General features: G+C 51.2%; 22 protein-coding genes. 6 read left to right on the forward strand and 16 right to left on the reverse strand.

Annotated elements, in window-relative coordinates; all coding sequences use genetic code 11:
• Positions 1 to 16 precede the first annotated feature (16 nt).
• From ACFQI7_RS02560 to ACFQI7_RS02580, 5 genes are all read right to left on the reverse strand, one after another.
• Positions 17 to 1,951 carry an FAD-dependent oxidoreductase gene (locus ACFQI7_RS02560; RefSeq protein WP_218096834.1) on the reverse strand — a complete coding sequence of 645 codons (1,935 nt, stop codon included), beginning with the start codon at positions 1,949 to 1,951 and terminating at the stop codon, positions 17 to 19.
• A 363-nt stretch (positions 1,952 to 2,314) separates the two neighbouring features.
• A complete protein-coding gene (locus ACFQI7_RS02565; RefSeq protein WP_218096835.1) occupies positions 2,315 to 3,355 on the reverse strand; it encodes a LacI family DNA-binding transcriptional regulator in 1,041 nt (346 codons plus the stop codon).
• Between the two features lie 117 nt (positions 3,356 to 3,472).
• Complete coding sequence (locus ACFQI7_RS02570; protein WP_218096836.1) at positions 3,473 to 4,738, reverse strand: MFS transporter; 1,266 nt, start codon at positions 4,736 to 4,738, stop codon at positions 3,473 to 3,475.
• A 62-nt stretch (positions 4,739 to 4,800) separates the two neighbouring features.
• Positions 4,801 to 5,220, reverse strand: coding sequence for an Rrf2 family transcriptional regulator (locus ACFQI7_RS02575; RefSeq protein ID WP_218096837.1), 420 nt, complete (start codon positions 5,218 to 5,220; stop codon positions 4,801 to 4,803).
• 120 nt (positions 5,221 to 5,340) lie between these two features.
• Positions 5,341 to 6,348 (reverse strand): glycosyltransferase family 4 protein, encoded by a 1,008-nt coding sequence (locus tag ACFQI7_RS02580; protein ID WP_230414596.1) that lies wholly within the window; start codon positions 6,346 to 6,348, stop codon positions 5,341 to 5,343.
• A 257-nt stretch (positions 6,349 to 6,605) separates the two neighbouring features.
• On the opposite strand from ACFQI7_RS02580, the gene ACFQI7_RS02585 reads away from it, so the two are divergent.
• Complete coding sequence (locus tag ACFQI7_RS02585) at positions 6,606 to 6,917, forward strand: VOC family protein (RefSeq protein ID WP_218096838.1); 312 nt, start codon at positions 6,606 to 6,608, stop codon at positions 6,915 to 6,917.
• Between the two features lie 85 nt (positions 6,918 to 7,002).
• Here the strand turns inward: ACFQI7_RS02585 and ACFQI7_RS02590 are convergent, their stop codons facing one another.
• The 6 genes from ACFQI7_RS02590 to ACFQI7_RS02615 form a co-directional block, all read right to left on the reverse strand.
• A complete protein-coding gene (locus tag ACFQI7_RS02590; protein WP_218096839.1) occupies positions 7,003 to 8,301 on the reverse strand; it encodes an ABC transporter substrate-binding protein in 1,299 nt (432 codons plus the stop codon).
• A gap of 105 nt (positions 8,302 to 8,406) precedes the next feature.
• Positions 8,407 to 9,147: a carbohydrate ABC transporter permease gene (locus tag ACFQI7_RS02595; protein ID WP_377516745.1), complete on the reverse strand. Its 741-nt coding sequence runs from the start codon at positions 9,145 to 9,147 to the stop codon at positions 8,407 to 8,409.
• A gap of 127 nt (positions 9,148 to 9,274) precedes the next feature.
• The gene (locus tag ACFQI7_RS02600; RefSeq protein WP_218096841.1) at positions 9,275 to 10,153 is read right to left on the reverse strand and encodes a carbohydrate ABC transporter permease; all 879 of its coding nucleotides are present in this window, start codon (positions 10,151 to 10,153) and stop codon (positions 9,275 to 9,277) included.
• Positions 10,146 to 11,207, reverse strand: coding sequence for an ABC transporter ATP-binding protein (locus tag ACFQI7_RS02605; RefSeq protein ID WP_218096842.1), 1,062 nt, complete (start codon positions 11,205 to 11,207; stop codon positions 10,146 to 10,148). The genes ACFQI7_RS02600 and ACFQI7_RS02605 overlap by 8 nt, the downstream gene beginning before the upstream one ends.
• A gap of 33 nt (positions 11,208 to 11,240) precedes the next feature.
• Positions 11,241 to 12,002, reverse strand: a complete 762-nt coding sequence (locus tag ACFQI7_RS02610; RefSeq protein ID WP_218096843.1) for a DeoR/GlpR family DNA-binding transcription regulator — start codon at positions 12,000 to 12,002, stop codon at positions 11,241 to 11,243.
• A 516-nt stretch (positions 12,003 to 12,518) separates the two neighbouring features.
• Positions 12,519 to 13,862, reverse strand: a complete 1,344-nt coding sequence (locus tag ACFQI7_RS02615; protein ID WP_218096844.1) for an ABC transporter substrate-binding protein — start codon at positions 13,860 to 13,862, stop codon at positions 12,519 to 12,521.
• A 251-nt stretch (positions 13,863 to 14,113) separates the two neighbouring features.
• Between ACFQI7_RS02615 and ACFQI7_RS02620 the strand changes: the two genes are divergently transcribed.
• Positions 14,114 to 15,016, forward strand: a complete 903-nt coding sequence (locus tag ACFQI7_RS02620; protein WP_218096845.1) for an AraC family transcriptional regulator — start codon at positions 14,114 to 14,116, stop codon at positions 15,014 to 15,016.
• A gap of 116 nt (positions 15,017 to 15,132) precedes the next feature.
• On the opposite strand, the gene uppS is transcribed toward ACFQI7_RS02620, so the two are convergent.
• Positions 15,133 to 15,882, reverse strand: a complete 750-nt coding sequence (uppS, locus tag ACFQI7_RS02625) for a polyprenyl diphosphate synthase (RefSeq protein WP_218096846.1) — start codon at positions 15,880 to 15,882, stop codon at positions 15,133 to 15,135.
• 179 nt (positions 15,883 to 16,061) lie between these two features.
• Here uppS and ACFQI7_RS02630 point away from each other — a divergent pair, with 179 nt between their 5' ends.
• The 4 genes from ACFQI7_RS02630 (at position 16,062) to ACFQI7_RS02645 (ending at position 19,709) form a co-directional block, all read left to right on the forward strand.
• Positions 16,062 to 16,748 carry a helix-turn-helix transcriptional regulator gene (locus ACFQI7_RS02630; RefSeq protein WP_218096847.1) on the forward strand — a complete coding sequence of 229 codons (687 nt, stop codon included), beginning with the start codon at positions 16,062 to 16,064 and terminating at the stop codon, positions 16,746 to 16,748.
• Positions 16,749 to 16,771: 23 nt separating this feature from the next.
• Positions 16,772 to 17,275 (forward strand): HD domain-containing protein, encoded by a 504-nt coding sequence (locus ACFQI7_RS02635; protein ID WP_218096848.1) that lies wholly within the window; start codon positions 16,772 to 16,774, stop codon positions 17,273 to 17,275.
• Positions 17,276 to 17,869: 594 nt separating this feature from the next.
• A complete protein-coding gene (locus ACFQI7_RS02640) occupies positions 17,870 to 18,697 on the forward strand; it encodes a putative protein N(5)-glutamine methyltransferase (protein ID WP_218096849.1) in 828 nt (275 codons plus the stop codon).
• Entirely contained in the window at positions 18,690 to 19,709 is a 1,020-nt protein-coding gene (locus tag ACFQI7_RS02645) for a phosphotransferase enzyme family protein (protein ID WP_218096850.1), read from the forward strand. The genes ACFQI7_RS02640 and ACFQI7_RS02645 overlap by 8 nt, the downstream gene beginning before the upstream one ends.
• Before the next feature lie 113 nt (positions 19,710 to 19,822).
• Here the strand turns inward: ACFQI7_RS02645 and ACFQI7_RS02650 are convergent, their stop codons facing one another.
• The 4 genes from ACFQI7_RS02650 to ACFQI7_RS02665 form a co-directional block, all read right to left on the reverse strand.
• Positions 19,823 to 20,527 carry a PIG-L deacetylase family protein gene (locus tag ACFQI7_RS02650; RefSeq protein WP_218096851.1) on the reverse strand — a complete coding sequence of 235 codons (705 nt, stop codon included), beginning with the start codon at positions 20,525 to 20,527 and terminating at the stop codon, positions 19,823 to 19,825.
• Positions 20,528 to 20,558: 31 nt separating this feature from the next.
• On the reverse strand, positions 20,559 to 21,509 hold the full coding sequence (locus tag ACFQI7_RS02655) for a sugar phosphate isomerase family (RefSeq protein WP_218096852.1): 951 nt from the start codon (positions 21,507 to 21,509) through the stop codon (positions 20,559 to 20,561).
• Positions 21,506 to 22,333 (reverse strand): sugar phosphate isomerase/epimerase family protein, encoded by an 828-nt coding sequence (locus tag ACFQI7_RS02660; RefSeq protein ID WP_218096853.1) that lies wholly within the window; start codon positions 22,331 to 22,333, stop codon positions 21,506 to 21,508. Before ACFQI7_RS02660 ends, ACFQI7_RS02655 begins: the two co-directional genes overlap by 4 nt.
• A 117-nt stretch (positions 22,334 to 22,450) precedes the next feature.
• Entirely contained in the window at positions 22,451 to 23,476 is a 1,026-nt protein-coding gene (locus ACFQI7_RS02665) for a Gfo/Idh/MocA family protein (RefSeq protein ID WP_218096854.1), read from the reverse strand.
• Positions 23,477 to 23,636: the final 160 nt, after the last annotated feature.

Consider the following 23,636-nt stretch of genomic DNA (forward strand, 5'->3'; position numbering starts at 1 on the left):
ATACCCCCAAAAATAATTATTTTCTGCAGGCTCTTAACAAGAAATAAAGGACGGTAATCCATTCTCCGCGGCTTACGTTGTCCGCGTCTTTCGCTAATGACGGCTGCCGCTCGGCTCCGACGGCTTTGAACGCGGCTTGCATCCATCTGCGCGCCATTGCCCGGCTTAATTGCGGATGCTCCGCCCAATACTCCCTGTACGGCGCCTCGTTCTTCCAAGGGTTTCGCGGCCCCATGTCCTCTCCGACCGGTAAGATCCGATCCGTCGCCGGAAGACTCGGAATTTTACGCCCGCCGGTCAGCGCTCTGCACCGGCTGATCCAATCCGACGCTTCCGCCACGGTCAGCTCGCGTTCCAGATCGGCCGTCAATTCCGTGAACCAGCCCTTCGTCCCGAAATATTGAGCGGCCTTGCCCTCATCGCTGCCCGGTTTGACGTCCTTAAAGTAAGTAATCATTTGCTTTTCATCGATCAGTTCATCCTGTAGCCGGTCCACGCATAATTGTTGAACAGAAACCTCCTCGGCTATGCTTAGATCGGCGGCCACTCCGGCGGCGAATCCGAGCTGCATCCAGCACGGCTCCATCCGGATCGTCCCGAAGCCCATGTGCGTTGCCGAAACGGCTACAGGCACAAGCAGATTGACGACCTGCTGCGGGACGATGATCCCGTACGGAATCTGATAGATCTCGGTCAGCCAGCCGAATCCGTGAAAGCCTTCCAACGCGCGGTTTTGGCCGATGGCCTCGCGTTTGAGAACGGCATGTGAATCGATCGCATAGTTTCCGGTGGCGATGCTGTCGAATTGTATGGGAGATCTGCCCAATCCCGGCGCGAGCCGTGCGTCATTTTCCGTGAACAGGTATTCTCCATGAATTCTTCGGGCCTCTCTGACATAGATTTGCGGCGGAAAATGATCCGTCTCCGTAAATTCATCCGCTGCATACCCCCACTGCTTCGCTTCCTCCCTGAACGATGCAGGCAGCTCTTCGTCGTTTTGCAAAAACCAGAGCAGCCCTTGAATATATTCGCGGTGGCGCCGGATGACCGCCTCCCTTACATCGCGGCTTCCCTCGGGATATGCGGTATTCTCCTCGGGCAAGTCCGTGGAACACATACAGTTATGATGGTTGTTCGTATCCGATTTTCCGTTAGGGATAGCCACGATATTGATGACTTCGCGAATCGATTTGACCCGTCCGTCCGTCACATCCCCGATCAGGCTGACGTAATCTTCTCTCCGGTAATCGGACGGACGGATGAAAGGAGCCTGGTTCTCTTTGTTTTGCGTCAGACAAAGTCGGAAGTTGTATGCTTGTATACGTCCGTCTCCTTCGCCGGTACTGCCCGGGAATATGTCTTTGCTCGTAAAATCGATATACAGCCTCCCGGCAAATTCCTCGTTCCAATCGTCCCGAGATTCGCGCCCTAGCGAATACGGTACCCCCGCCATTGCCGCAAGATCGCCTTCATAGGTGGCATCAATAAACATGTCGGCTTGGAACGCAAGCTCCGGCCCTCCCGACAAGGAGCAGAACGCAGCCGATTGTATGCGCTTCCCGTTCATGGTCACGGAAATCAGCTCGCAGGAACGGAGCATTTGAAGATCGGGCTCGGCCTGCAAGATGCCGGCGAACACTTTTTTGGCTACGGACGGCTCGAATCTTAGCCCTTGGTTGCACTGCTTTACTTGTTCGGATGAGTCTCCGTACGTTTCGGTGTAATGCTCAAGCACTTTGGACGCAAACTCCCTGAAGATGGACCCTGCGGCATCCATGGAACGGATATCCGTCATGCCCAACCCGCTAGTCATCAAGCCGCCGACGAATGGAGACGGTTCGATCAATGCGGTTTTCCGTCCCCGTCTGGCGGATGCCACCGCCGCCCCGATCCCTCCCGGTGTCGCTCCGTAAATAACGGTTTCATAACGCTGTTCTGTCCTATGTATCATATGTATACACCTTCCTTATCCTTGTAGTCTTTCAAGATCCGAATGCGACCAAAGAAATGGACTCAAATGTTCGCGAACGTTGCAACGCACTCAAGTCAGTATTCAAACAAAATTGTAACCGTTTTCATATTGTAGAAAACCTTTCACGAAATTCCTTCTGCTGCTTTTACTCGTGCCGGACGAGCTTTTTTTCCAATATCAAACCTCCTTTTCCCTGTCAACATGTTAACTTATTTATTAACTCGATTATATCGCCTTACTCCAACTGTTTCAATAATTTATTTTCGATAAAGCTATTTATTAACTTATACGTTTAGCAACATTTCGAGTGTATTTTGCACAAAAACAAAAAAAATCCGATACCTATTCCGGTTCGGATTTACGGTTCGACAGCGGGGCGCAGGAGCTCCTTTCGATCAGCTGTGCAGAGATGAGGATCTGATTGGGCAACGGGTCCGAGCTTTCCAGAAGATCGAACAATCTCTTCGCGGACAGCACGCCTAATGATTTCATGTCTTGTCTTACGACCGTGATCGGCGGATTTTCCATAGGAAAGGATGGAGAATCGTCGAATACGATCAGCGATGCGTCATCGGGTATGCGAAAGCCGCACTCCCGCAAATAATGAAGCATGAGCATGCCGACATGAACGTTCGTTGCGAATACGGCCGTCGGACTTTGCTGCTTGAGCTGACTCCAGCATGGCGCTTCCGGATGTAACAGGTTCGAAACCTCAATCGCCTGATCCTCGTCTGCTTGGAATCCTGCGCTTCTCAGGGCCGAATAAAAACCGCTTATTCGTTCCCGCTCCCAGGGCGGAGAATGAAGTCCGTGAACGACAGCCACATTGGAATGACCCAGTTCGAGCAAATATTCCGCAGCCGTTCTTCCCCCGTTGTAATTGTCGGAGGCAACGGAATGAATCGGATCGGTCAAACCCGCCACTTTCCGGCTCCCGATAAAAACCATCGGAAAACGCATGGCGATCAGCTTCTCGAATCCTTGCAGATTCGGAATGCTGGACACGACCACAATCCCTTCGACACCGGACTTGACCACTTTGTCGGCAACATCTTCGACGATGTTCCCCTGGTACAGTTTATGAATGCCGATCATGACTACGTTATAATTATAGCGCGACGCTTCCCTGCATATTCCCATCACCGTATCGCGAAAAAATCCATGCTCATAATCCTGATTATCGCTTACGTAGACGACCCCGATCGAAGATGTCTTTGCTTCCGCTGCGTTACCCGGCTGCCCCGCGGCATAACCGATTTCTTTGGCGATGTGACGAATTTTATGCTTCGTTTCGAGCGAGATGCGGGGATGATCGGAAAGCGCCAATGAAACGGTCGCCTTGGACACACCGGCGATATTCGCAATGTCTTGCAATGTGGGCATTCTTGCTGCTCCTTCCGACGAACATACGTGATCTGTCTCTTTATCTTATATAAAACACGTTAAACATTCAACTGCGTGTTAACCTGAGATCAAATTCCCTGATCCTTACGTCGCTAATCAAAGGGCATGGACGGCATTCCTAGCTCGTTGAATTTTGACCGCCATCAAGGAAGCGAACAGGCATACAAATCCGGCAAGTACGAACGGGACGGTATAGCTTCCGAGCAAGTCTCTCATGACCCCGGCACCGTAAGCCGCCGTTGAAGCGCCGATCTGGTGAGCGACGACGACCCAGCCGAAGACCATGCCTGCCCGTTCTTTCCCGAACGTATCCGAAGCGATTCTCACCGTCGGCGGCACCGTTGCGATCCAATCCAGCCCGTAAAATACGGCGAATATAAGCATCTGCGTATAGCCGAGTCCAAGCGCGGTCGGCAGAAAAATCAGCGAAAGTCCGCGCAGACCGTAATACCAGAACAGCAGCCAGCGGCTGTCGAAGCGGTCGGATAGCCAGCCCGACAGCGTCGTGCCGACGAGATCAAACATGCCCATGAGCGCCAGCAGCCCGGCGGCCGCCACGATCGGTATGCTGTAATCGCCGCAGGCGGGAATGAGATGCGTGCCGATCAGTCCGTTGGTGGAAAAGCCGCAGAAGAAAAAGGTGCCGGCCAGCAGCCAGAAGGTAGCGCTCCTCGAAGCGGAACCTAAAGCGCGCAGCGGTTCGAGGAACAAATTGCCCCGAAAAGGAGTAGGCTTGACGACTTCGTCCGTTCCGAGCGGCGCCGCTCCGACGTCATACGGATGATTCCGCATCAGTATGGCAACGAGTGGAATCAAGAACATAATGACCGCAATCGTCGCATATACGGCAAATCGCCAGCCCAGATCCACCGTAATTCGAGCTAGCAGAGGCAGGAACAGCAGCTGGCCGGTCGCGGCGCTCGCCGTAAGAATCCCGACCACAAGCCCTCTGTGCTTGACGAACCAGCGATTCGCAACCGTCACGCCAAGTACATTGGCCAGCATCCCGGTACCGAGTCCGACGGCTACGCCCCATAGCAAATCAAACTGCCATACCGCGGTCATGAACGGCGTCAAAGATAAGCTTGCCGCAAGCAACAAAAGCGAGACGACGACCATCTTTCTTATGCCGTATCGTGCCATCAATGCGGCGGAGAACGGTCCCATCAGGCCGTATAGGAATATTTTAATCGATGCGGCGCCCGACACGGCCGCGCGGTCCCAACCGAATTCCTGCTCGAATGACAGCATCAGTACGCTCGGTATGGAATTGATTCCAGCCGACACCAGCAAAATCAAAAAGGTGATCCCAACGACGAACCAGCCATAATACAGTTTGGAACGCTTCGATACCGTCTCCATCTCTACCCACTCCTATTTATAATTCTGTATCAAAAAATATTACAGTAATATCAAAAAAAATATTATTTCCTGGACTGCTTCTCGACGCGATCAAGAACGTCCGCGATCGTATATAGTTTTAAATAACTGCCGACCTGGGCCTCCAAATCGATGAAAATACCGTCCATCGCTTTCTCGATATTCGAGCCGATCAAACATTGCGGATTCGGATTCGGGAATTTCGGCTTAATCGAGCCTTCCGATGTCAGCAAATACAATTCATCCAATGTGACTTGATCCGGCGCGCAGTTCAGCTCAAACCCACCCTTGGCCCCTTCTTTGGATTTGATGTATCCTTTCTTGCAGAGCAAGCTTAACACTTTGCGGACTCTTACAGGGTGAACGGAAACACTTGCCGCGATACGATCGCTCGGCGCAATGCGGTCCGGGAGATGCGCCAGGTAGGAAAGACTGTGTACCGCAATCGTAAAGTCACTGTTCATTGCCGAATGCCCCCTTCGTTGTAACTATAATATTATTTATTACAGTTATATTTGTCAAGATTATGCAGCAACATTTTTTTATAACGAGAATACGCTGAGAACCGTCAAGCGGCCCTTCTGCTATCGACGCAGAAAGGCCGTTTTCGAGTTGCGGCGCATTATAACGTATCGGTATATTTTTAAATACTGGTCGGTCATTTTCGCTGTCGTGAAGCGGGACAACACGTATTTGCGAAGCACGCGGGGCGAAGGAAAGCGGCCCTGTTGTACTTTCCTTATCATCTCTTTTACGCTTCTGCAGACAAGTCCGGGAAATTTGGCCATTACCTCCGGAACGGCTCCGTTATTTAAAGCGACAACCGGCGTGCCGCAAGCCATCGCCTCGATCATAACCAGGCCGAATGGTTCTTCCCATAGTGTCGGAAATAATAAGCATTGGGCATGCTTCAACAATTGCTGCTTTCGTTTCCCGCCGACCGCTCCGACATACTTAATATTCGGATTATTTCTTATTCGCGGAACGATCTTTTTCGTATACAACGCAAAATCTTTAATCGGTCCGGCAATCAAAAGTTTTTTATTGGTTCTTTCGGCAATATGAATCGCCTGTAATATTCCTTTTTCTTCCAATACCCGTCCCATAAAAAGCAAATAGCTGCCCTTCCGCTCGCTGAATTCGTAGTCTCTAGGATTTATTCCGTTGTAGACATAAAATCCTCTGTTTTTCCCCATTACTTTTCTTGCCCTTTTGCTTACATAGACAGGATTGGGGACCCGATGCTTCATGGGCAGATGAAACGTGCATACAACAGGAATGGGCAGTTTCGCGCGTCCGAGTATGGAAGGAAACGTATGGTCATGAATAATGTCAACCCCACGAGGCATTTTCTTCAGTACATATTTTCGAATGCTGTCGCCTGTCATATGTTTCGGAAACGGTATATCGCGTGCGCTCGTTCTGCTTCCACTGGCTGCGAACAGACTGACCTTGTGACCGCGGCGAATCAATTCTTGCGTAAGCTCATAGACGACCTTTTCCGTTCCTCCTTGGTTTGTCGGAGGCAGCGGATTGGTGTCCGGAGCATTGGAGATGACTTGTACGATGTTCAACTTTTTGGCGTTCTTCACATACCCCATCCTTCCTTTATGTCCATCCCGCTCATTTTTATATATGCGGCTCGGATACATGACGTTCATATATACGTACTCTATTCAGGCTTGAACGCCGTCTTCGCGGTTAACGCCTATTTTTCCGAATTATTGTTGTGCTTTTTATCGTAAAATGAAGCATTGCACTGCAATCCTAGACAGTTTTGATAAAAAAATACATAATTGTTTCGGCGTTACATGGTACAATTTGAAAAAGCAAGGAGGTCATATTTGGTATGCACGCGTCGATCGTCAAACGATACAATAATTCCAAAAGCTACAAACCGGACGTTATTCCTTTAGCCTTAAAAGTTCTTCATGGCAGCAAGGAAGCGAAAAACAAACAGCTCATTCGTCCGAATCATACGATTAACGGGTATATGGAGACATATATTTGGGTTAATCATGTCGACTCCGTGTATGAGGACTTACAGGCAAGAGGCGCAATCATCGAATCCGAGCCGGTGAACCAGTCTTACGGGATGCGGGAATTTCTCGTTTATGATCCCGACGGGTACCGGTTTTGCATCGGCGGACCTGTAGCGTAGAAAAAAGCAGGCCTGGCGAAGGCCTGCTTGAACGTTGTTATACGCCATATTTATCATTAACCGGATTGCTGATCCGCGAGTTGTATTATTTGGACAAAATCCGCTCCGCTTCCTTCTTGAACGTATCCAGCGTCGACTGAATATTTTTGCTGTCGTACAAGATCGCTTCCATCGCCGAGAAAAATTCGTTCATGACTTCCGGCCAAGCGACATGCTTATTCGTATCGACCGCGTATTGTAGCTGATCGTAAGCTACTTTGCGGTTCGGCTCTTTCGCCCACAAATCTTTGATTTCCTTGGATTCCACCATCGCCTTCGTATAAGGCAGGTATCCCGAATCAAGCACGAACTGCAGCCCGCCTTTCGGATCGGTGGACAACCAGCGCAAAAACTCCCATGCCGCCTCTTTATTTTTGGACGAGGACAGCATCGCTACGTTTGCCCCGCCTGTCGGGTTGGCATACACTTTATCTTTTGGCAGGAAGGCCGTTACATAGTTGAACTGCACCGTGCTGGCGAGACTGCCGATGCTCCCGGTCGATCCGTACAAAATGCCGACTTTCCCGCTCACGAACATCTGATTCGTAATATTGCCGGAATCTTTGGCAGGCGGGTAATAAAGTCCGCCGGTATTTTGCAGATCTTTCAAGAAACTGAATACTTTCACGCCTACCCCGTTGTCGTAAAAGCCGATCGACTTGTTGTTGTCACTGAAAAACTTGCCTCCCGCTTCCGTAATCATCGCGATCGGGTACCATGTGTCATATGGCATCGTCATCCCGTAACGCTTGTATTCGCCGTTCTCCTTGATGACCAGCGCATTGGCTACTTTCTTCAATTCGTCCCATGTCGTAGGAACGGCAAGCCCTTTCTCGTCTAGAATCGATTTGTTAATATGCAGGATCGGCGTAGAGCGGTTGAACGGCAGCGCGACCAATTTCTTGTTGAACGTCGAATGACCCATAAGACCGGGCGTGAACAGATCTGCGCTCAGGTTCGATTTTTTCAGGTGCGGCGTCAAATCTTCCAGCACATCCGCATCGGAGAACAGCTCGACGTAAGCGCGCTCCAGCATCGTCACATCCGGCGCGGTCTTGGCCGCAACCGCCTGCTGCAGCTTCGTTACCGTTTCATCGTAGCTGCCCTGGAACGATCCGACCACTTCAATATTCGGATGTGTTTCGTTGAAGCGCTTGATCATGGCGTCGATATATTCGCCGTTTTTCCCGCCCAGGGAATGCCAGAACTGAACGGTGGCCTTGCCTCCTTTGGCCGGATCCCCGGCCGGCGCCTTCCCCGAGTCCGTGTCGGTTGCCGGCTGCGTGCAGCCCGCGAGCAGACTCAATGCTAAGGTCGAGCTCAATACGACATGCTTTTTGTTCATTGCGGTTGACCTCCTGTAATTTCTTTTTCAATTGAAGAAGCTATACTATCATTTGATGCGCCGAAGCGCGCAAACCACGGTTTGACCGCTCCCGGCCAGACTCTCTTACTTGATTCCCGAATAGACGAACGCCTTCACAATTTGCTTCGAGCAAAATACATAGACGATAAGAATCGGCACGACCAGGACGACGTTGCCCGCCATGATCGTATGCCAGTTGCTGATCCCTTCCGTCTCCCGAAGCTTGGCGATGCCCATCGTCAAAGGCCGGACGGCAGCCGAATCGGTCATCACGAGCGGCCAGAAATAATCGTTCCAGTGACTGACGAAGCTGAATAGCGCAATCGTCGCTAGTGCCGCCCGGGACATCGGAATCATGATTTTCATCATAATCTTGAATTCGCTCGCGTTATCGAGCCGGGCTGCCTCGATAAGTTCTTGCGGGATTTGCATAAAATATTGGCGCAGCAAAAAGATGCCGAAGGCGCTGGACATGAACGGAATGATTTGCGGCAGCAGCGTCTTGATGATTCCCCAGTCCGCCAGCATCAAATAGACGGGAATGAAGGTCACTTGCCCCGGAATCATGAAAGCAAGCAAAATCATACCGAATAATATGTTTTTTCCCGCGAAATTGTATTTGGCGAACGCATAAGCGGCCGGGATCATGACCACCATCTGGATGACGATGATCGAAACGGTGATCATAATCGAGTTTTTGGCATACGTCAGAAACGGACCGGCGTTCATCGCATCGGCAAAGTTAATCCATTGCGGCGATGACGGAATCCAGGTCGGCGGAAAAGACAACGTCTCTTCGAACGTCTGCAGCGAAGTGGATATCATCCATAAGAACGGGAAAACAAACACCAGCAATATCGCTGCTTTCAGGATGAATTCGAGCGTTGACCGGAGCCAATTTAAATCATATGTTTTCAAGATAGGGAACCCCCTTTCGTTGTCCGGCATCAGGTTATTGATAATGAACTTTTCTGGCCAGCAGCCGGAAATAGACGAACGTCAACAATCCGATGATCGCCATCAGCACAACGCCGGTCGCAGCGGAGTAGCCGATATTCGTCGTTCGGAAGCCGTAAATATAGTAGACGATCGTCTTGGTCGCATCGTTCGGGCCGCCGCCCGTCATCACCTGAACGGTATCGAATACTTTAAAGGAACCGATCGTCATAATGACCAGAATGAAAAACAACTGCGGCGAAATGAGCGGGATCGTAATTTTCCAGAACACTTTGGACCTGCTCGCATTGTCAAGTGCGGCCGCCTCATAAATGCTAGGCGGAATGCTTTGCAGCGCCGCCACGATGATGAGCGTGAAATAGCCGATATTTTGCCACACCGCGACGATAATGACGGACATCAGTGCGGTTTTGGAGCTTTGCAGCCACTGGGACGGCGGCAAGCCGAACGTTTTGAGCACGTAGTTGAGCAATCCGTGATTCGGTTCCATCAGCCACAGCCACACGAGCGAAATCGACACGATCGAGACAATATGGGGCGTGAAGATACCGGCCTGCACGAACGCGTTCATTCGGGTTTTCTTATTCAGCCAAACGGCAATCACGAGCGACAGCAGCATCGTCAGTACGACAACGCCGACGGTATAGATGACCGTGTTCCCCAGCGCCTTGTAAAAGTCATCCCGCGACAACACCTCGACAAAATTATCGAAGCCGACAAATTTGCTTTTGTCTTTATTGAGCAGGTTGTATTTGTAAAAGCTCAAATAAATTAAATACAGTACAGGGTAAATGACAAAAAGAATAATGCCGGTCATCGCCGGAAAGATCATGACATACGGACGAAACGTCTCCCACAGCTTTCTTCTATCCATGCGCCTGACCTCCGGCCGAGAGCGACTTCAGATAGCCGCCAAAGCGAACGTCGTTCGGGTCAATGCGATTTGCGTCCGCTGCGAAAAAGTATAGCTTCGAAGCTTCCACGCCAAGATGTACTTGTTGATCCACGGAAAACAGATCCTGCGTGCTTTTCACCATGAAGGAATGCCGGTCGCTTCTCACCTGATACAGCGTCTCCGATCCCAGCATCTCTCTTGTCGCAATCGTCCCGCGTACGGCATAATGAAACTCGCCATGAGGTTCATTCGATAATACGGCACTTTCCGGCCGGAAGCCGAACTTCACCCCGTCGATCCCGAGATCCCCTACATTCATCGGCGGAACGCCGATAAACTGCGCCGCAAACAAGTTGCTCGGCTGCCGGTAGATTACTTCCGGTTTCGCTTCCTGCTGGATTTGCCCTTGATTCATCAATACGATCGTATCGGCCATCGACATCGCTTCCACTTGATCATGGGTGACATAGACGAATGTCGTGCCCAGTTTCTTGTGCATTTCAATCAATTCGATGCGCATTTGCGCCCGAAGCTTGGCATCCAGGTTGGATAGCGGTTCGTCCATCAGAAACACGGATGGCTTCTTGACCATCGCACGGGCCAGAGCAACGCGCTGACGCTGTCCGCCGGATAGCGTAGACGGCTTGCGGTCCAAATAATCTTGCAGCCCAACCGTTGCGCTTACGCTTTCTACGAGGCGGGTTCGTTCTTCTTTTTCGACTTTATTGTTTTTCAGGCCGAATTCAATGTTTTCCCGCACCGACATCGTAGGATAAATCGCGTAATTTTGAAAAACCATTGCCACCCCTCTTTGTCCCGGAGCGACGCGCGTCACGTCTTTCCCGCCGATCAGCACCGAACCGGACGTTTGCGGATCGATGCCGGCAATCATTCGGAGAAGCGTCGTCTTTCCGCAGCCGGAAGGTCCTACCAGTACGGTGAATTTCCCGTCCTCGATCGTTAAGTTCAAATCTTTGATGACTACGTTTTTGTCAAACGACTTCGTCACTCGCACAAACTCAATGGATGCCACATTCATTCCCCCTCCTCTAATTTGCCGTTCCATTCAAGCGGTGTACACCTTGATGCCCTGGTCAACGAACGGCTTAAGCTTGATGTCCTCCGTTTCCGTCCCCGTAATCAGCGTGTGAATCGAGCTGTTTGGCGCAACGGTATGAAGCGACAGCTTGCCGATTTTACTATCGTCGGTTACCACGATGATTTCTCCGGCAGCTTGAATCATCGCTTGTTTTGCCGGCACCAGCCGGGCTTCCGGGTGCATTAAGCCGTACTTCGGATGAAGCGCCGGCGTACCGATGAACGCTTTCTCCACATGAAGCGATCGCAGCACGTGTTCGGTAAACATGCCGTTGAGCATATAACTGGACGGATACAGCTCGCCTCCGGTCACAATCACGTTCACCATTGGCGCGTCGCGGAGTTCCGCTGCGACATTCATATCGTTCGTTATGACGGTAATATGGGCACGATGGACGAGATTTTTCGCGATATGAAGCGTCGTCGTTCCGGAATCGATGATGACGTTCTCTCCATCCGCTACGAGACTTGCCGCCATTTGGCCGATTCGCGCCTTCTGATCCAAATGATGGCTCGCTCTTTCGTTAAAGCTGGGCTCCAGGTGGGTCCACTGCTCCAAAATAACGCCGCCGTGCGTCCTCCTTAGAAATCCCTCTTGCTCCAGCTCCGTAAGATCCCGCCGGATCGTCGCCTCGTGTACATGAAATTGTTTGGCTAGTGCGGCAATGGTCGCCATGCGATGCTGCCTGACGTACTCCACAATCCGCAGCTTTCTCTGGACCGCTAACAAACCGACATCTCTCCTTTGGTTCAATCGGATGGCTAGAGTGCGGATTCATAGTAAGTTTTGTTCATTTATGTTCATTTCAAATGATACCGTGAAAGGATCAGAGGAGTATTAAGTCAATATGTCGAATCTGTAAAGCCGATTGCATGTATACCGTCGGTCTGTTTCCCCACTGACGCATGTCTTGCTGCCTACAAGTTGACCCATATCGGCAAATGAAACGCCTTCATAACGGGCTTCAGGCCGTTTATCATCGTTCCGTTGAGACAATGCAAATTGCAGTTCAATTATGCTTACTTTTGTTCATTTTTAAGTATATTGATACAACATTATGTAAGTGTTAAGGCAAGTATGAATAATTCGCAAAGTTCTCAAGTGACTGCTTGTCCCAGTTCATATCATTGCCCTACTCGCTCCCTCTGAAAATTCCACAAAAAAAAGCAGCTACCCCCTTTGATGGGTAACTGCCTTGAAACGGCCAGCGGATAAAGCTTTCGCACTGTTAAGCTCGTATCGGCGCTATTTCTTCTTCGCTTCCTCTATTCTTTTATCAGCCAATTCCGTTGCTTCCCGCAGTGCCGTATTCACATCTTTGGAGCCGTTCTCGACTGCCGTATACGCTTTCGTATACTCGCTCGAAACGATGGAATCGTATTTATGCATGGCGCCTTTCGGAGCCGGTTTGGAGTCAAACACGGGCTTCAAATTTTTTCCTTTGAAGATCGGCATCGCTTCCCCAAAATGCTGATTGATCGCCTTGTCCGTGGACGAAGTAAGGAAACCGTTCTTGACCAATTCCAGCTGCGGCTGCTCGGATAGCAGGAACATCACGACCTGGAACGCCGCTTCTTTGTTTTTGCTGCTGCTGGTGACGTGCAGATTATGGGAGTCGACTGCCTGCGATACACCCGGCGATTCTTTGAACGCCGGCATCTGCACCATGTCCCAGTTAAACTTCTCGCCCTTCGCTTCCAGTTCGGCGATCCAGGACGGTACGTCCGCATACATCGGCCACATGGCCAGCGTTTTGTCCTTCAGGAACGCGTCCTTGGGCGCGGATGTTCGTTCCTGGTTACCCGGAATTTTGTATAAGCTCAGCAGCATTTCATAGGAACGTTTGAATCCTTCCGTTTGCAGCAGTGCCGGTTTTTCCGTCTTCGGATCGATATAGCCGAGTGAAAGCTGGCCGACAAAGCCACCGAGCGAATGATCCAGTCCTCTATAGCTTATTCCGTTGTCGGTTCTCGTGAGACGCTTGGACAGCTCGATCGCTTCCTCCCACGTCATGCCGTCCTTCGGATACGCTTCGCCGAATTTGTCGAAGATGTCCTTGTTGTAGTACAACGCCGACCAGTTCACCCAGAACGGAAGCCCGACGATTTGACCTTGGCCCGCCACTTGCTTGATGGTATCCATCGCCGGCTGATTCAATTTGCTCAGATCGACGTTGTTCTTTTTGATCAAGTCGCTCATGTCGTACAACAACCCGAGATCTTTGTATTCGTTCAGTCTGGGCGGGCTGTTATACAGTATATCCGGAAACGTTCCCGCGACGACCAGCTCGCTTGGATTCGTTCCTTTGCCCTTGCGGACAAGCTCAAGCTTTACATTGGGAAACTTGCGGGTCACCGGATCGATGATGAATTTTTTATACCATTCGTCCGGCAGGCTAATATCTACATACATGGATAAATTCGCTGTCATCTTCGTATCGAACGGATCCGCTTTCGGGGTCTCGCCGGCAGGAGTCGCCGCTTTATCCGGATTCCCGCTCCCGCCGGAACAGCCCGTGACGGCCGCCAATAATACCATGCCCGTAAGTGCCATAAGAGCGGATCTTCTATTATTTATCGTTGCGCCCATATCATATTCCCCCCACTTCTGTAGATTGAACCTTTGCTTTAGAGCCGCTTCGACGCACACAAATGATAGCGGTTTCTTTTATGATACTCGGCGCCAAAAACGTTGTCTTTACGGAAAACGCTTACTTTTTGTCATTTTTTCCGATGCGATGCCTCGATTTATGGCACAAATCGGGCTGTATTGTTGAATGCCGCGAATAATCGGATTAATATAATAAGAAGAACGATCAAAGCCATAGGACGTGTGCTACGATGAAAATTCCGGTTTACCGTTTAAAAGTGGATTACTTGACCCGATATTCCGATTTCAATCCGCTGCTCTTATTTGCGCAAAAATATGAATTTACGCCAAAGGAATATTGCCCGCTGCGTGTGTGCTACGCAAATGCGGTCATCCTGGTGGAGGAGGGTCGCGGCACGCTTCTGCTCGACGGCAGAGAGCATTCGCTTCAGCCCGGATCGCTCGTGTTTATTGCGGCGGGACTCCCCCATCAATGGATATCCGATGAGAAGCAGTTGATGGTGCACCGGTGCGCTTACTTCGATTGGCGGTACGTCCATCGGCCGGAATTTCATTATCAGCGGGATTATTTCAAAGGAGCGGATCGGCCGTTTTTGGAGGAAAGAGCCAGTTTCATGTCCGGACTTGAGCTGCATCAGGTGATGAAAGTGAACAACATCGCCTTGTGGCTGTCTTATTTCAACGCCTTTACGCAGCCCCCTTCGATCCTTGGCGTGCGCAGTCCGATCGAGTCTCTGCAGTATAACGCCGCGTTTCAAACGTTTCTTCATCATTACTTGACGCTCGCGGTGAGAAACGACTCCTGGTGCGATCCCCGGATTGCGCAGCTATTGGAAAAAATCGACAACGCCTCTTTGGAGCAGTCGGAGTCGGAATTGTACGTCTGGGCCAAAGAACTGGGAATGGGGCGAAGCCGGTTTCATCAAATTTTCAAGCAGGAAACCGGACTGACTCCGCATGAGTATATCCAGCGGCGGAGGCTGCACCAGGCGGCGGACGATTTGACCGAGACCGACTTGACCGTGACCGAGATCGCGCAAAAGTACAATTTCTCCTCGATTCACTATTTCTCCAAAGCGTTCAGCAATACGATGGGCGTTTCGCCGTCACAGTACAGGCAGCAGCGGCATTAGTAGCCGCGTGTAAGTTAATGATGAATACAAAAGGGAACCTCGTTTGGTGAGGTTCCCTCTATGAGTTAACTTGAACAAGTAAGACCAACAATCTGATGAACTGAAGGAAAGTTCTCTCAAGAGATCGTCCTGACTTTCCGGCACTGATACGCATGCAAAGCCTGATAATATAAATACTCGTTAAAGCTCGGCCACATTTCGTCGGTATACCAAGGCCCGGCTTGCGCCGACTGCCATAACAAAAATCCGCTCAACCGCTTTTCACCGCTCGTTCGAATAATCAGCTCGGGTGACGGACAGCCGGAGGTATACAATCGCGACTCGAATTCTTCCATGGAAAACGAGCTGTTTCCTTCCGCGACGAGCGATTTGACGGCTTGGACAATCTCGCTGCGGCCGCCGTAATTTACAGCAAAATTCACCGTCATTCCCGTATTGAACCGGGTTACATCCGCTGCATGCTGCATGATTTGCCGGGTATCGAGATCGAACCTGGAAATATCGCCGATAAAGTTCACTTTTATGTTATTGCGGTTCAATTCGTTCAGCGTGCGATCCGTCACAAAAGCATGCACCAGACGAATAATATAATCGACTTCTTCCTTCGGCCGTTTCCAATTCTCGGTAGAAAACGCGTAGAGCGTCAAATAACGAATATGCGTCTTATGGCAAAAGCGAATCGTCTCCCGCATTGCATTCATGCCCGCCAAATGTCCCGCGGTCCGCGGCAGCCCTTGTCTTGTCGCCCATCTGCCGTTGCCGTCCATCATTATCGCGATGTGCGCCGGCAGCGGTCCGTTCCAATTGATTCGTTTTTTCATCTTTCCGGCTTTATACTTATCCTTCAACTTTGAGAAATTCATCATCCGTTTCCCGCCCCCCGTACATCAATCAATCTCATTCATCCGATTATAGTGAAAACACATCATTTTTTCCATGCATTTCCACTGATATTTGCCTGATGCGCAACCGTTATTTGCTTTGCTTCCTCCCGCTTCATTGGTAATATTATACATATGCCACTGATTTGCAGGGAGAAGATTGCATGGATATGCGAAAATTCGGCGCTGCCATTTCAAAGCTGCGCAAACACAAAGATTTAACCCAATCACAGCTTGCCGATCTGTTGAATGTAACGAGGCAGGCCGTATCCAAATGGGAGATGGGGGATTCGTTCCCCGACATCTCGTTGCTGCCGCATTTGTCCGCCGTATTCGGCGTCACCGTTGACCGGCTTTTGCACTATGGGGAGCCGGGGCAAGCGGAGAATGAAATCATGATCCATGTAGCTTCAGGAAATCCGGATATGGTCGCGGATATGCTGCAGGTGGGCGAGCTGCCGGTCGTTTCCATTGTGAATGTTGCTCCTATGCTAAAAGCAAGCACATTGGAGTTAATCTCCGAAGGATTGGGACAGCACGGAATCGATATTAAGCACGTCGTTGAACTTGCCGCCTATATGAATGAGACAGGACTCAGCAATCTCCTGAAGCGAGCGTCATATGACCAACTTGACGAAACGATGCTGGAACGGTTCATTCCGTTTCTGGATAAGGAGTCGGTGAACATGATATTCGCCAAAATCATAGACGGCGAGCTGAGCGGCTCTCTACTTGCCGTCATGCTTCCGTACCTTGACGGTTCTATGCATTCTTTGATCGATGCGGCCGTGATGGAAGGGCAAGTCGACGCGGACATATTGAGGGTCATGCATGCGATACACTATAAATAATTAGGAAGGAGTTGGATTGAGAATTGTCCGATAAATTCGAATTGCTGAGACACGCCGTAAGAAGCAAACTTCAAACATTCACTAACGATCAGGAGCATCCTGCCAGCCAGCATTTGTATGGCGTATCGATATTTTGCGGGCTGATCGCATTAAAGCGCGGATTGGACGCCGATATTTGCAAAAGCGCAGGATTATTGCATGATTTGTGGCTGTACCGCCATCTTCCGCTGAGCGTGGACGAACATCGAAAGCACGGCGAATACGGCAGTATAGAAGCGAGAGAAATTCTTCAGAGCATTGGTTCCTATACCGAATGCGAGATCGAGACGATCTGCACGATGATATTTCGTCATAATGACAAACATATTATACAAGACGATTACGATGAAGTGTTGAAAGATGCGGATGCATTGACCCATTTTATAAATGACTCGGCATATGATAAGAAATACCGGTACTACGGCAGGCATCGGAACGTATTGGACGAACTCGGATTCACGTTGGGAAATAAAGAAAATAATCAATAGACTCACTTTCGTCAACGTGTTCTCCGTCGTTCAGATTGGCATTGGGCTGCTATTTTGGCTGCAAAACATAACATTAATTACTAACAGCGGGTTTAACTTATCCGTAGGGGCAACCGAGATTGTTAAGTCGTTTACAGTAAGCGGGTTAATATGGGTCTTTGCAGGAGTAGGTCTATTAATCGAAAAAAAATGGGGCTGGAGAATCGCCATCACGTTATATACGATTTGCTTCATCCATCAAGGATGGTTATTCGTACGAACGTTTCAAATGATCGACTCTACGCTTACCCATTCGCTGGACAGATTAATGTATTCTCGCCTCAGCAATGCGATCCTGTTTTTGATCATGGTTTCCCTGCTTTTGTTCACCAAAAGAAGGTTCATTTTCGCAACCAAAACCAATGCGCAAGAGGGCGGTTCGTTATAACCGTTTTCTACCTGTGCAGCATCTTGCGAGAACGATAAAATTAGTTTGTAGCGACTCTTCGTCGTCTACGCGGGGTTTGCATAGATAAAAGGACTACCATTTCATAAATCGATCAAATCGGGCTTCACTTCTTCTCTGCAATTATTGGCCCGGTCGGAAAGGAATAAATGAACATACGACATGAAATGTCAAGCATCGTCTCCAGACTGCGTGCCGCCGGTTGCGTTTTCGCCGAAGAAGAGGCTCGGCTGCTTGCTGAATCGGCACGGACACCGGCCGATCTCGACGCCATGGTGAACCGGCGTGCCGCAGGCTTGCCGCTCGAGCACATCGTCGGCTGGGCGGAATTTTGCGGTTTGCGGATCGCGGTGGACCCGGGCGTGTTCGTCCCGCGTCCACGCACCGCGTTGCTCGTACGCCAAGCCGCCGCCCTCGCCCATCCGGGAGCGGTCGCGGTGGATTTATGCTGCGGCTCGGGAGCGCTTGGTGCGGCGCTTGCCGCGGTCTGCGACCGGCTCGAATTGCACGCCGCCGACATCGACCCTGTTGCGGTGCAATGTGCTCGCCGCAACGTCGCTGCCTTCGGCGGAAGCGTGTACGAAGGCGATCTGTATGCACCCCTGCCGGCAGCGCTGCGGGGACGCGTCGATGTCCTGATCGCCAACGTCCCCTACGTGCCTACCGAAGCGATCGAGCTTCTTCCCCCGGAAGCTCGCATCCATGAGGCACGGGTCGCGCTCGACGGGGGCGCGGACGGCCTTGACATCCAGCGGAGAGTCGCCGTCGAAGCGAGCCGCTGGCTCGCGCCGGGCGGGCATCTGTTGGTCGAAGCAAGCGAGCGTCAAGCGCCGCAGTCCGCCCAAATCTTCGCTCGTTGCGGATTGATTCCGCAGATCGCAAGGTGCGATGAAATGGACGCCACAGTCGTCATCGGAACCAAACCCGCTCCTGTAAACAGCGGATCGGACGCTCATAAGGAGGATGACTTTGGATAAACAAATGGACATGCTTCAACAAGCGCTGGCTGCTTATAATCTCATTCCTCACTGCCTCGTTATCGAGACAACCATGCAGAAACATTTTCACGGCGACGATCATTTCAAAATCAGAATCGGAGAGAAGGCTTACTCCGCAAGGTTCATCAGCGGCAAACGGTATGAGCACGATGTCTTTTTGCCGCTAACGGATACGATTTTGGCCGAGCAAATGCAATTCATTTATTTTCTCAACGACAATGGCATCCCGTTTATGCGTCCGGTCGCAGCACTGTCGGGGAATGCATACCACAAGTTCATTTGGAACGGTGCGGAGTACCGTTTTTTTCTGTTCGAATGGATCGAAGGGCAGCATATTACCCGCTGTTCGCCAAGCGTCGCTTCAAAGATGGGAGCCATGGTCCGGCAGCTGCACACGCTTGTCGCCGATTACGAATGTTCCCTGCCCAAAATATCGCATCGCGAAGGAAGCCGCACTTTTCTGGGCCTGCTGGAAGAAGCCGCCTGCGCCGCACCGCCCGAATGCCGGGAGCTGCTCTTGCCTTACATAGCCGATGCAAAAAAGCATATCGAGCACGCCTATAAGTCGACCCGTGAATTTTTGATGCAATCGGATCTGAATCCATTAAATATTTTATGGGATGACAAGGAACAGTTGATCGGCATCATCGATTTTGAACACATCGGGTACACGGAGCGGGTCGAAGCGCTGGCGTGGCTGGTCAAATGGTATTCGCGCGCCGAAGGTTTGTCCTCGCACGAGTTTTCCCCTGCCCTTGCTCATAGCCTGCTCGAGGGCTATGGGGCTGCCGATTTCATGTATCCGGAGGACTGGGAAAGGCTGCCTTCTCTCCTATGGTTAACCGGCTGCTTGAACTGGGGATTCGTAGAGAAAACTCGCCGAATTTTGAACCAAACCGATTCTGCCGGCCCTATGAAAATGGAGCTTGACGCACACTTAAGCAAGTACTCGGGACGGGGCAAGAAGCTTGGCGCTCTGATTACCGATTAATTTTGCCGCCATCCTCCCCTCCCGTTCCTTTCATGATAGGTTGCCGATTGAAATTGAAAAACGGCTCGAGGGCGCGAACGACCCGGAACCGTTTTTCTCATAGATTGTATTGGTCATACCGGAAACCGAACGGCGTTCGGCCGGGTCCAGACCAGATGCTGCACGAACGCTTCGGCATACGTGCAGCCCGCTTGAATGCCTCTCGTTTTGCCGAAAGTAGTGACGAAATCGACGATGTCCACGTTGTCGTGCTCCTTCAGCCAAACGAGCTGGCTTTGGTGCTTCGACAGCATCTCGATCTTCGTCGCGAAATGATCGGTAACGTCGACGTAGAAAGTCGGCTCGAAGCCGAGCCCCGACAAATTATCCATATAATAGAGCGCCGACACGTTTTGCGCCGCCTCGCTGCTTGTCTTCATGTTCGGAAGCGTCGCGAAGAATGTCGCGTAAAAGACGAGCTGGCTGACGGCGATATGATCCGGCATATAATCGTTCGGCGCGTGCGTAATGACGATATCCGGTTTCGCATAGCGAACCATATCGACGAACATCATCCGGTTCTCTTGATTGTCCGCGATGATTTCACCGTCGCCGAATTCGAGCGAAAGCACCTCGCTTCCGATGAGCGCGCCCGCTTCCCTTGCCTCCTGGCGGCGAATTTCGGTCAGCTCGTCGGCCGGAATATGGTAATGGCCTTTATCCCCTTTACAAGCGTGGCACAATACGATGTGATGACCCGCCTGCTTCAGTTTGGCCAACGTTCCGGCGCAAGAAATTTCGATATCGTCCGGATGCGCGCCTACTGCTAAAATGTTCATTGGGAGAACTCCTTTTCGAGTTAATGGAAGCTCAGTTCAATTCCGGCTCGAGCGGACCGGCCAGCTCCTCCAGGAAGAACAGTTTCCCTGCCATGGTCGGCATGTAGGATGACGGGATCCACGGATTCGGACCGTATTTCAATGTCGTCCACAGCGACATCCCCTGCCACATCATGCCCCGCCCCAAGGCGCCGTCCGCGCCGCCGATCGCGTAGTCCGCCTCAAGAAACAGTCCCGGGCCGATCGTATTCGCATAGCACGGTACAAGCGTCGTCCGGCTTTTGAAACTGGTGATCGCGTTTTGCTCGATCGTCAGCGGATGAAGCCTCGCCCCGACGCGATGGGTCTGCGCGCGCCAAGCCGCTTCGCTCTCATATTCTCCTGCAAAGTGAGGCTCCCAGAACGCGATATGAAACACGCGGCCGATCCCGTAGACGACGACCAGCTTCGCGCCTTCGTTCTTCAACTTTGCGATCTGTTCCGCATAAGTAGGCAATGTGTCACGGGTCGCAAAATGGCGCTGGTTCTCGGGAACGGTCAGCTCCCCCAGCACATTGTAAAACGAATGTTCCATTGCATACTGGAACGCGCCCGGATTCGATGGAGGCAGCGTTAAGCCGTCGGCATCGCTCCACTCGTCCATGTTGAAGCCGTGTACGTGGGACGCGCTGACGTTCCAGCTTTTCAAGAAAAAGACGGTCCATCGGTACATCCCCATCGGACCGACGGGGAAGATGATGGCCAGCTTCTGGCTGTTCTCGCGGGCCGCCTTAATTTGCAGCGCGATCTCGTGGCCCATATACACTTCAAAATCATGCACCGACCCGCAAGATACCGGCTGGAAGCGTTCATGCCAATGCGGCTCCCGCACGAACACGTCCGCCGGCCCATGGCTGGCGCAGCGGTCGATTTTTTCCAAATCCCAGCCCTGCGGAAAATACCCTTCCATGAGCGAACCCTTTAACGTCGTTAACAAATTCATTGAAGCTCCTCCTCACCCATCCATCGTTTCAAATTGGTTATTGTCGCCCGAATATCGCGAATTTGCTCATCGCCGGATATTTCCCGCTCGATAATCAGCTCACCGGTATACCCGATTTGCTGCAGCTTGGCGATAAATTCCGGGAACCGCACTTTCCCTTGTCCCGCGGGAACTTCTTTGCCGAGTGCATTGCCGCCTTCCGGGTACAAACCGTCCTTCACATGAATGTTGCGGACATAACTGCCAATGACGTCGAGGGCGTCGATCGGATTGCCTTTGCCGTATAAAATCAGGTTAGCCGGGTCGAGGTTGATCCCAAGATTGGACGTGCCTACCCGCTCGATGGTGCGTAGCAGCACGACCGGCGTTTCCTGCCCGGTCTCGAACCAGAAGCCGATCCCTAGTTTCTCGCAATGCTGCGCCACTTCACGGATGGCTTCGACGACGCCAGGGTATTCCGGATCGGTCATATTTTCCGGAATAAAGCCGCAATGCGTTATGAGCGCCGGGGCCCCGATGTAGGCTGCGTAATCCGCCCATGTTTTCAAAATGTTCACCCGCTCCTCGCGGTATTGTGACGGAACGAGGCCAAGCGTAACCGGTCCTTCTGTAAAGTTCCATTTGCCCGGACCCGGCACCCAGCCCCAGAGGGCACAAATGCGCACGCCATGCCGATTCGACTCGCGAATGACGTTATCGAACACTTCCTTGGTTGCCATCTCCGGATTCCAGCACATCAACTGGCAGACGTTAAGGCCGAATTGACTGACATGTTCAAAGCAATTTCCGTTATTTTTCAGTATGTTAATAACTCCGATTTCCATCGGTCTCCTCCTTTTAAGTTAGCAGTCTGTATCTTCCTCGCAAAAGCAAATCGTTGTGTTCGCCGACCGTATGCTGGACGAGATCTATTGAATCGCTCCATCGACGGCGCCGACGTATCAGGCAACCGTAACTCTGATGCCTCCGCTGTCGGCCGAGCGCTTCTCCGCTTCGACAATTTTCAACGTCATTAACGAATCATGCGGGGCTGATCTTTCAATGGGCTTATCGTGCTGAACCGCATCGATAAAGTAGCGAATTTCGCGGTAATAGCCGTTCTCTGCCGGCAGCTGCGGCACAAAGCCTTTCCCATCGTTTGGATTGTCTTTGAGCACCCGGTTCTCGAACAACAGATTGCCCCCCTCGAAGTTGACGCGGTAAGCCATCTCGAAGCCGAACTCGCCTCCGAGCGACCGGTCGATCTGCGTATTTACGACTTTATTGTCGTCAAACAAGTAATTCGTGGACAAAATGTCGTAGGCGCTCTCCGGCAGCACGCTCCGGGCTATGGTCGAGACCGATTGCGGCTTGCCAAACAGCCAATGGACAAGATCGACATCGTGAATATGCAAATCAAGCAAGCCTCCGCCGCTTGTACTCTCCTTAATCATCCAGTCGTTGAACGTCCACTTTGGCGGATGCCCGCCGCGGAAGAAATACGCCCCGAGTACTTTACCGTAACGGCCGCTTTCCACCGTTTCTTTCAAATATTCGTACTCCGGCCAAAAACGCAGGCACTGCGCGATCATCAGCTTTTTCCCGGACTGCTCCGCCGCCCGGATCATCGCCTCCCCTTGTGCCGACGTCAACGCCATCGGTTTCTCGCACAGCACGTGAATTCCTTTGTTCAATGCTTTGACCGCCACTTCCGCATGCAAATAGGTCGGCAGCGCGATATCGACCATGTCGAGCTCCTCCTCTTCAAGCATCCGGTCAATATCGGTGTACTGACGATACGGGCTAAAGTCGAATTGGCCGCTTGGCACCTGAATGTTGCCGCCTGCGAATATGCCTTGGAACTTTAATGCATCGCCGTCGCATATCGCCGTCAATCGAGCGTCCGCGCTGGCTTCCTCCAATTTCTTGTAGCAGCTGAAATGCATCCGGCCCATGTACCCGAGCCCGATTAATCCGATTTTTAACAATGACTCCATCTCCTTAATTGAAGGTTACCGCTATTATAATAAGAAAACGGAATATAAGATTTATCCGATTCGACTTTCTTTTTTCACTGAAAGTTATACAATGTTCCATACATTTTGCACTCGGAAGGAATTGTTCTTCACGCATAGAAAATAGGATAGA

The sequence above is a fragment of the Paenibacillus allorhizosphaerae genome (assembly GCF_042659105.1).
Lineage (GTDB): Bacteria > Bacillota > Bacilli > Paenibacillales > NBRC-103111 > Paenibacillus_G > Paenibacillus_G allorhizosphaerae.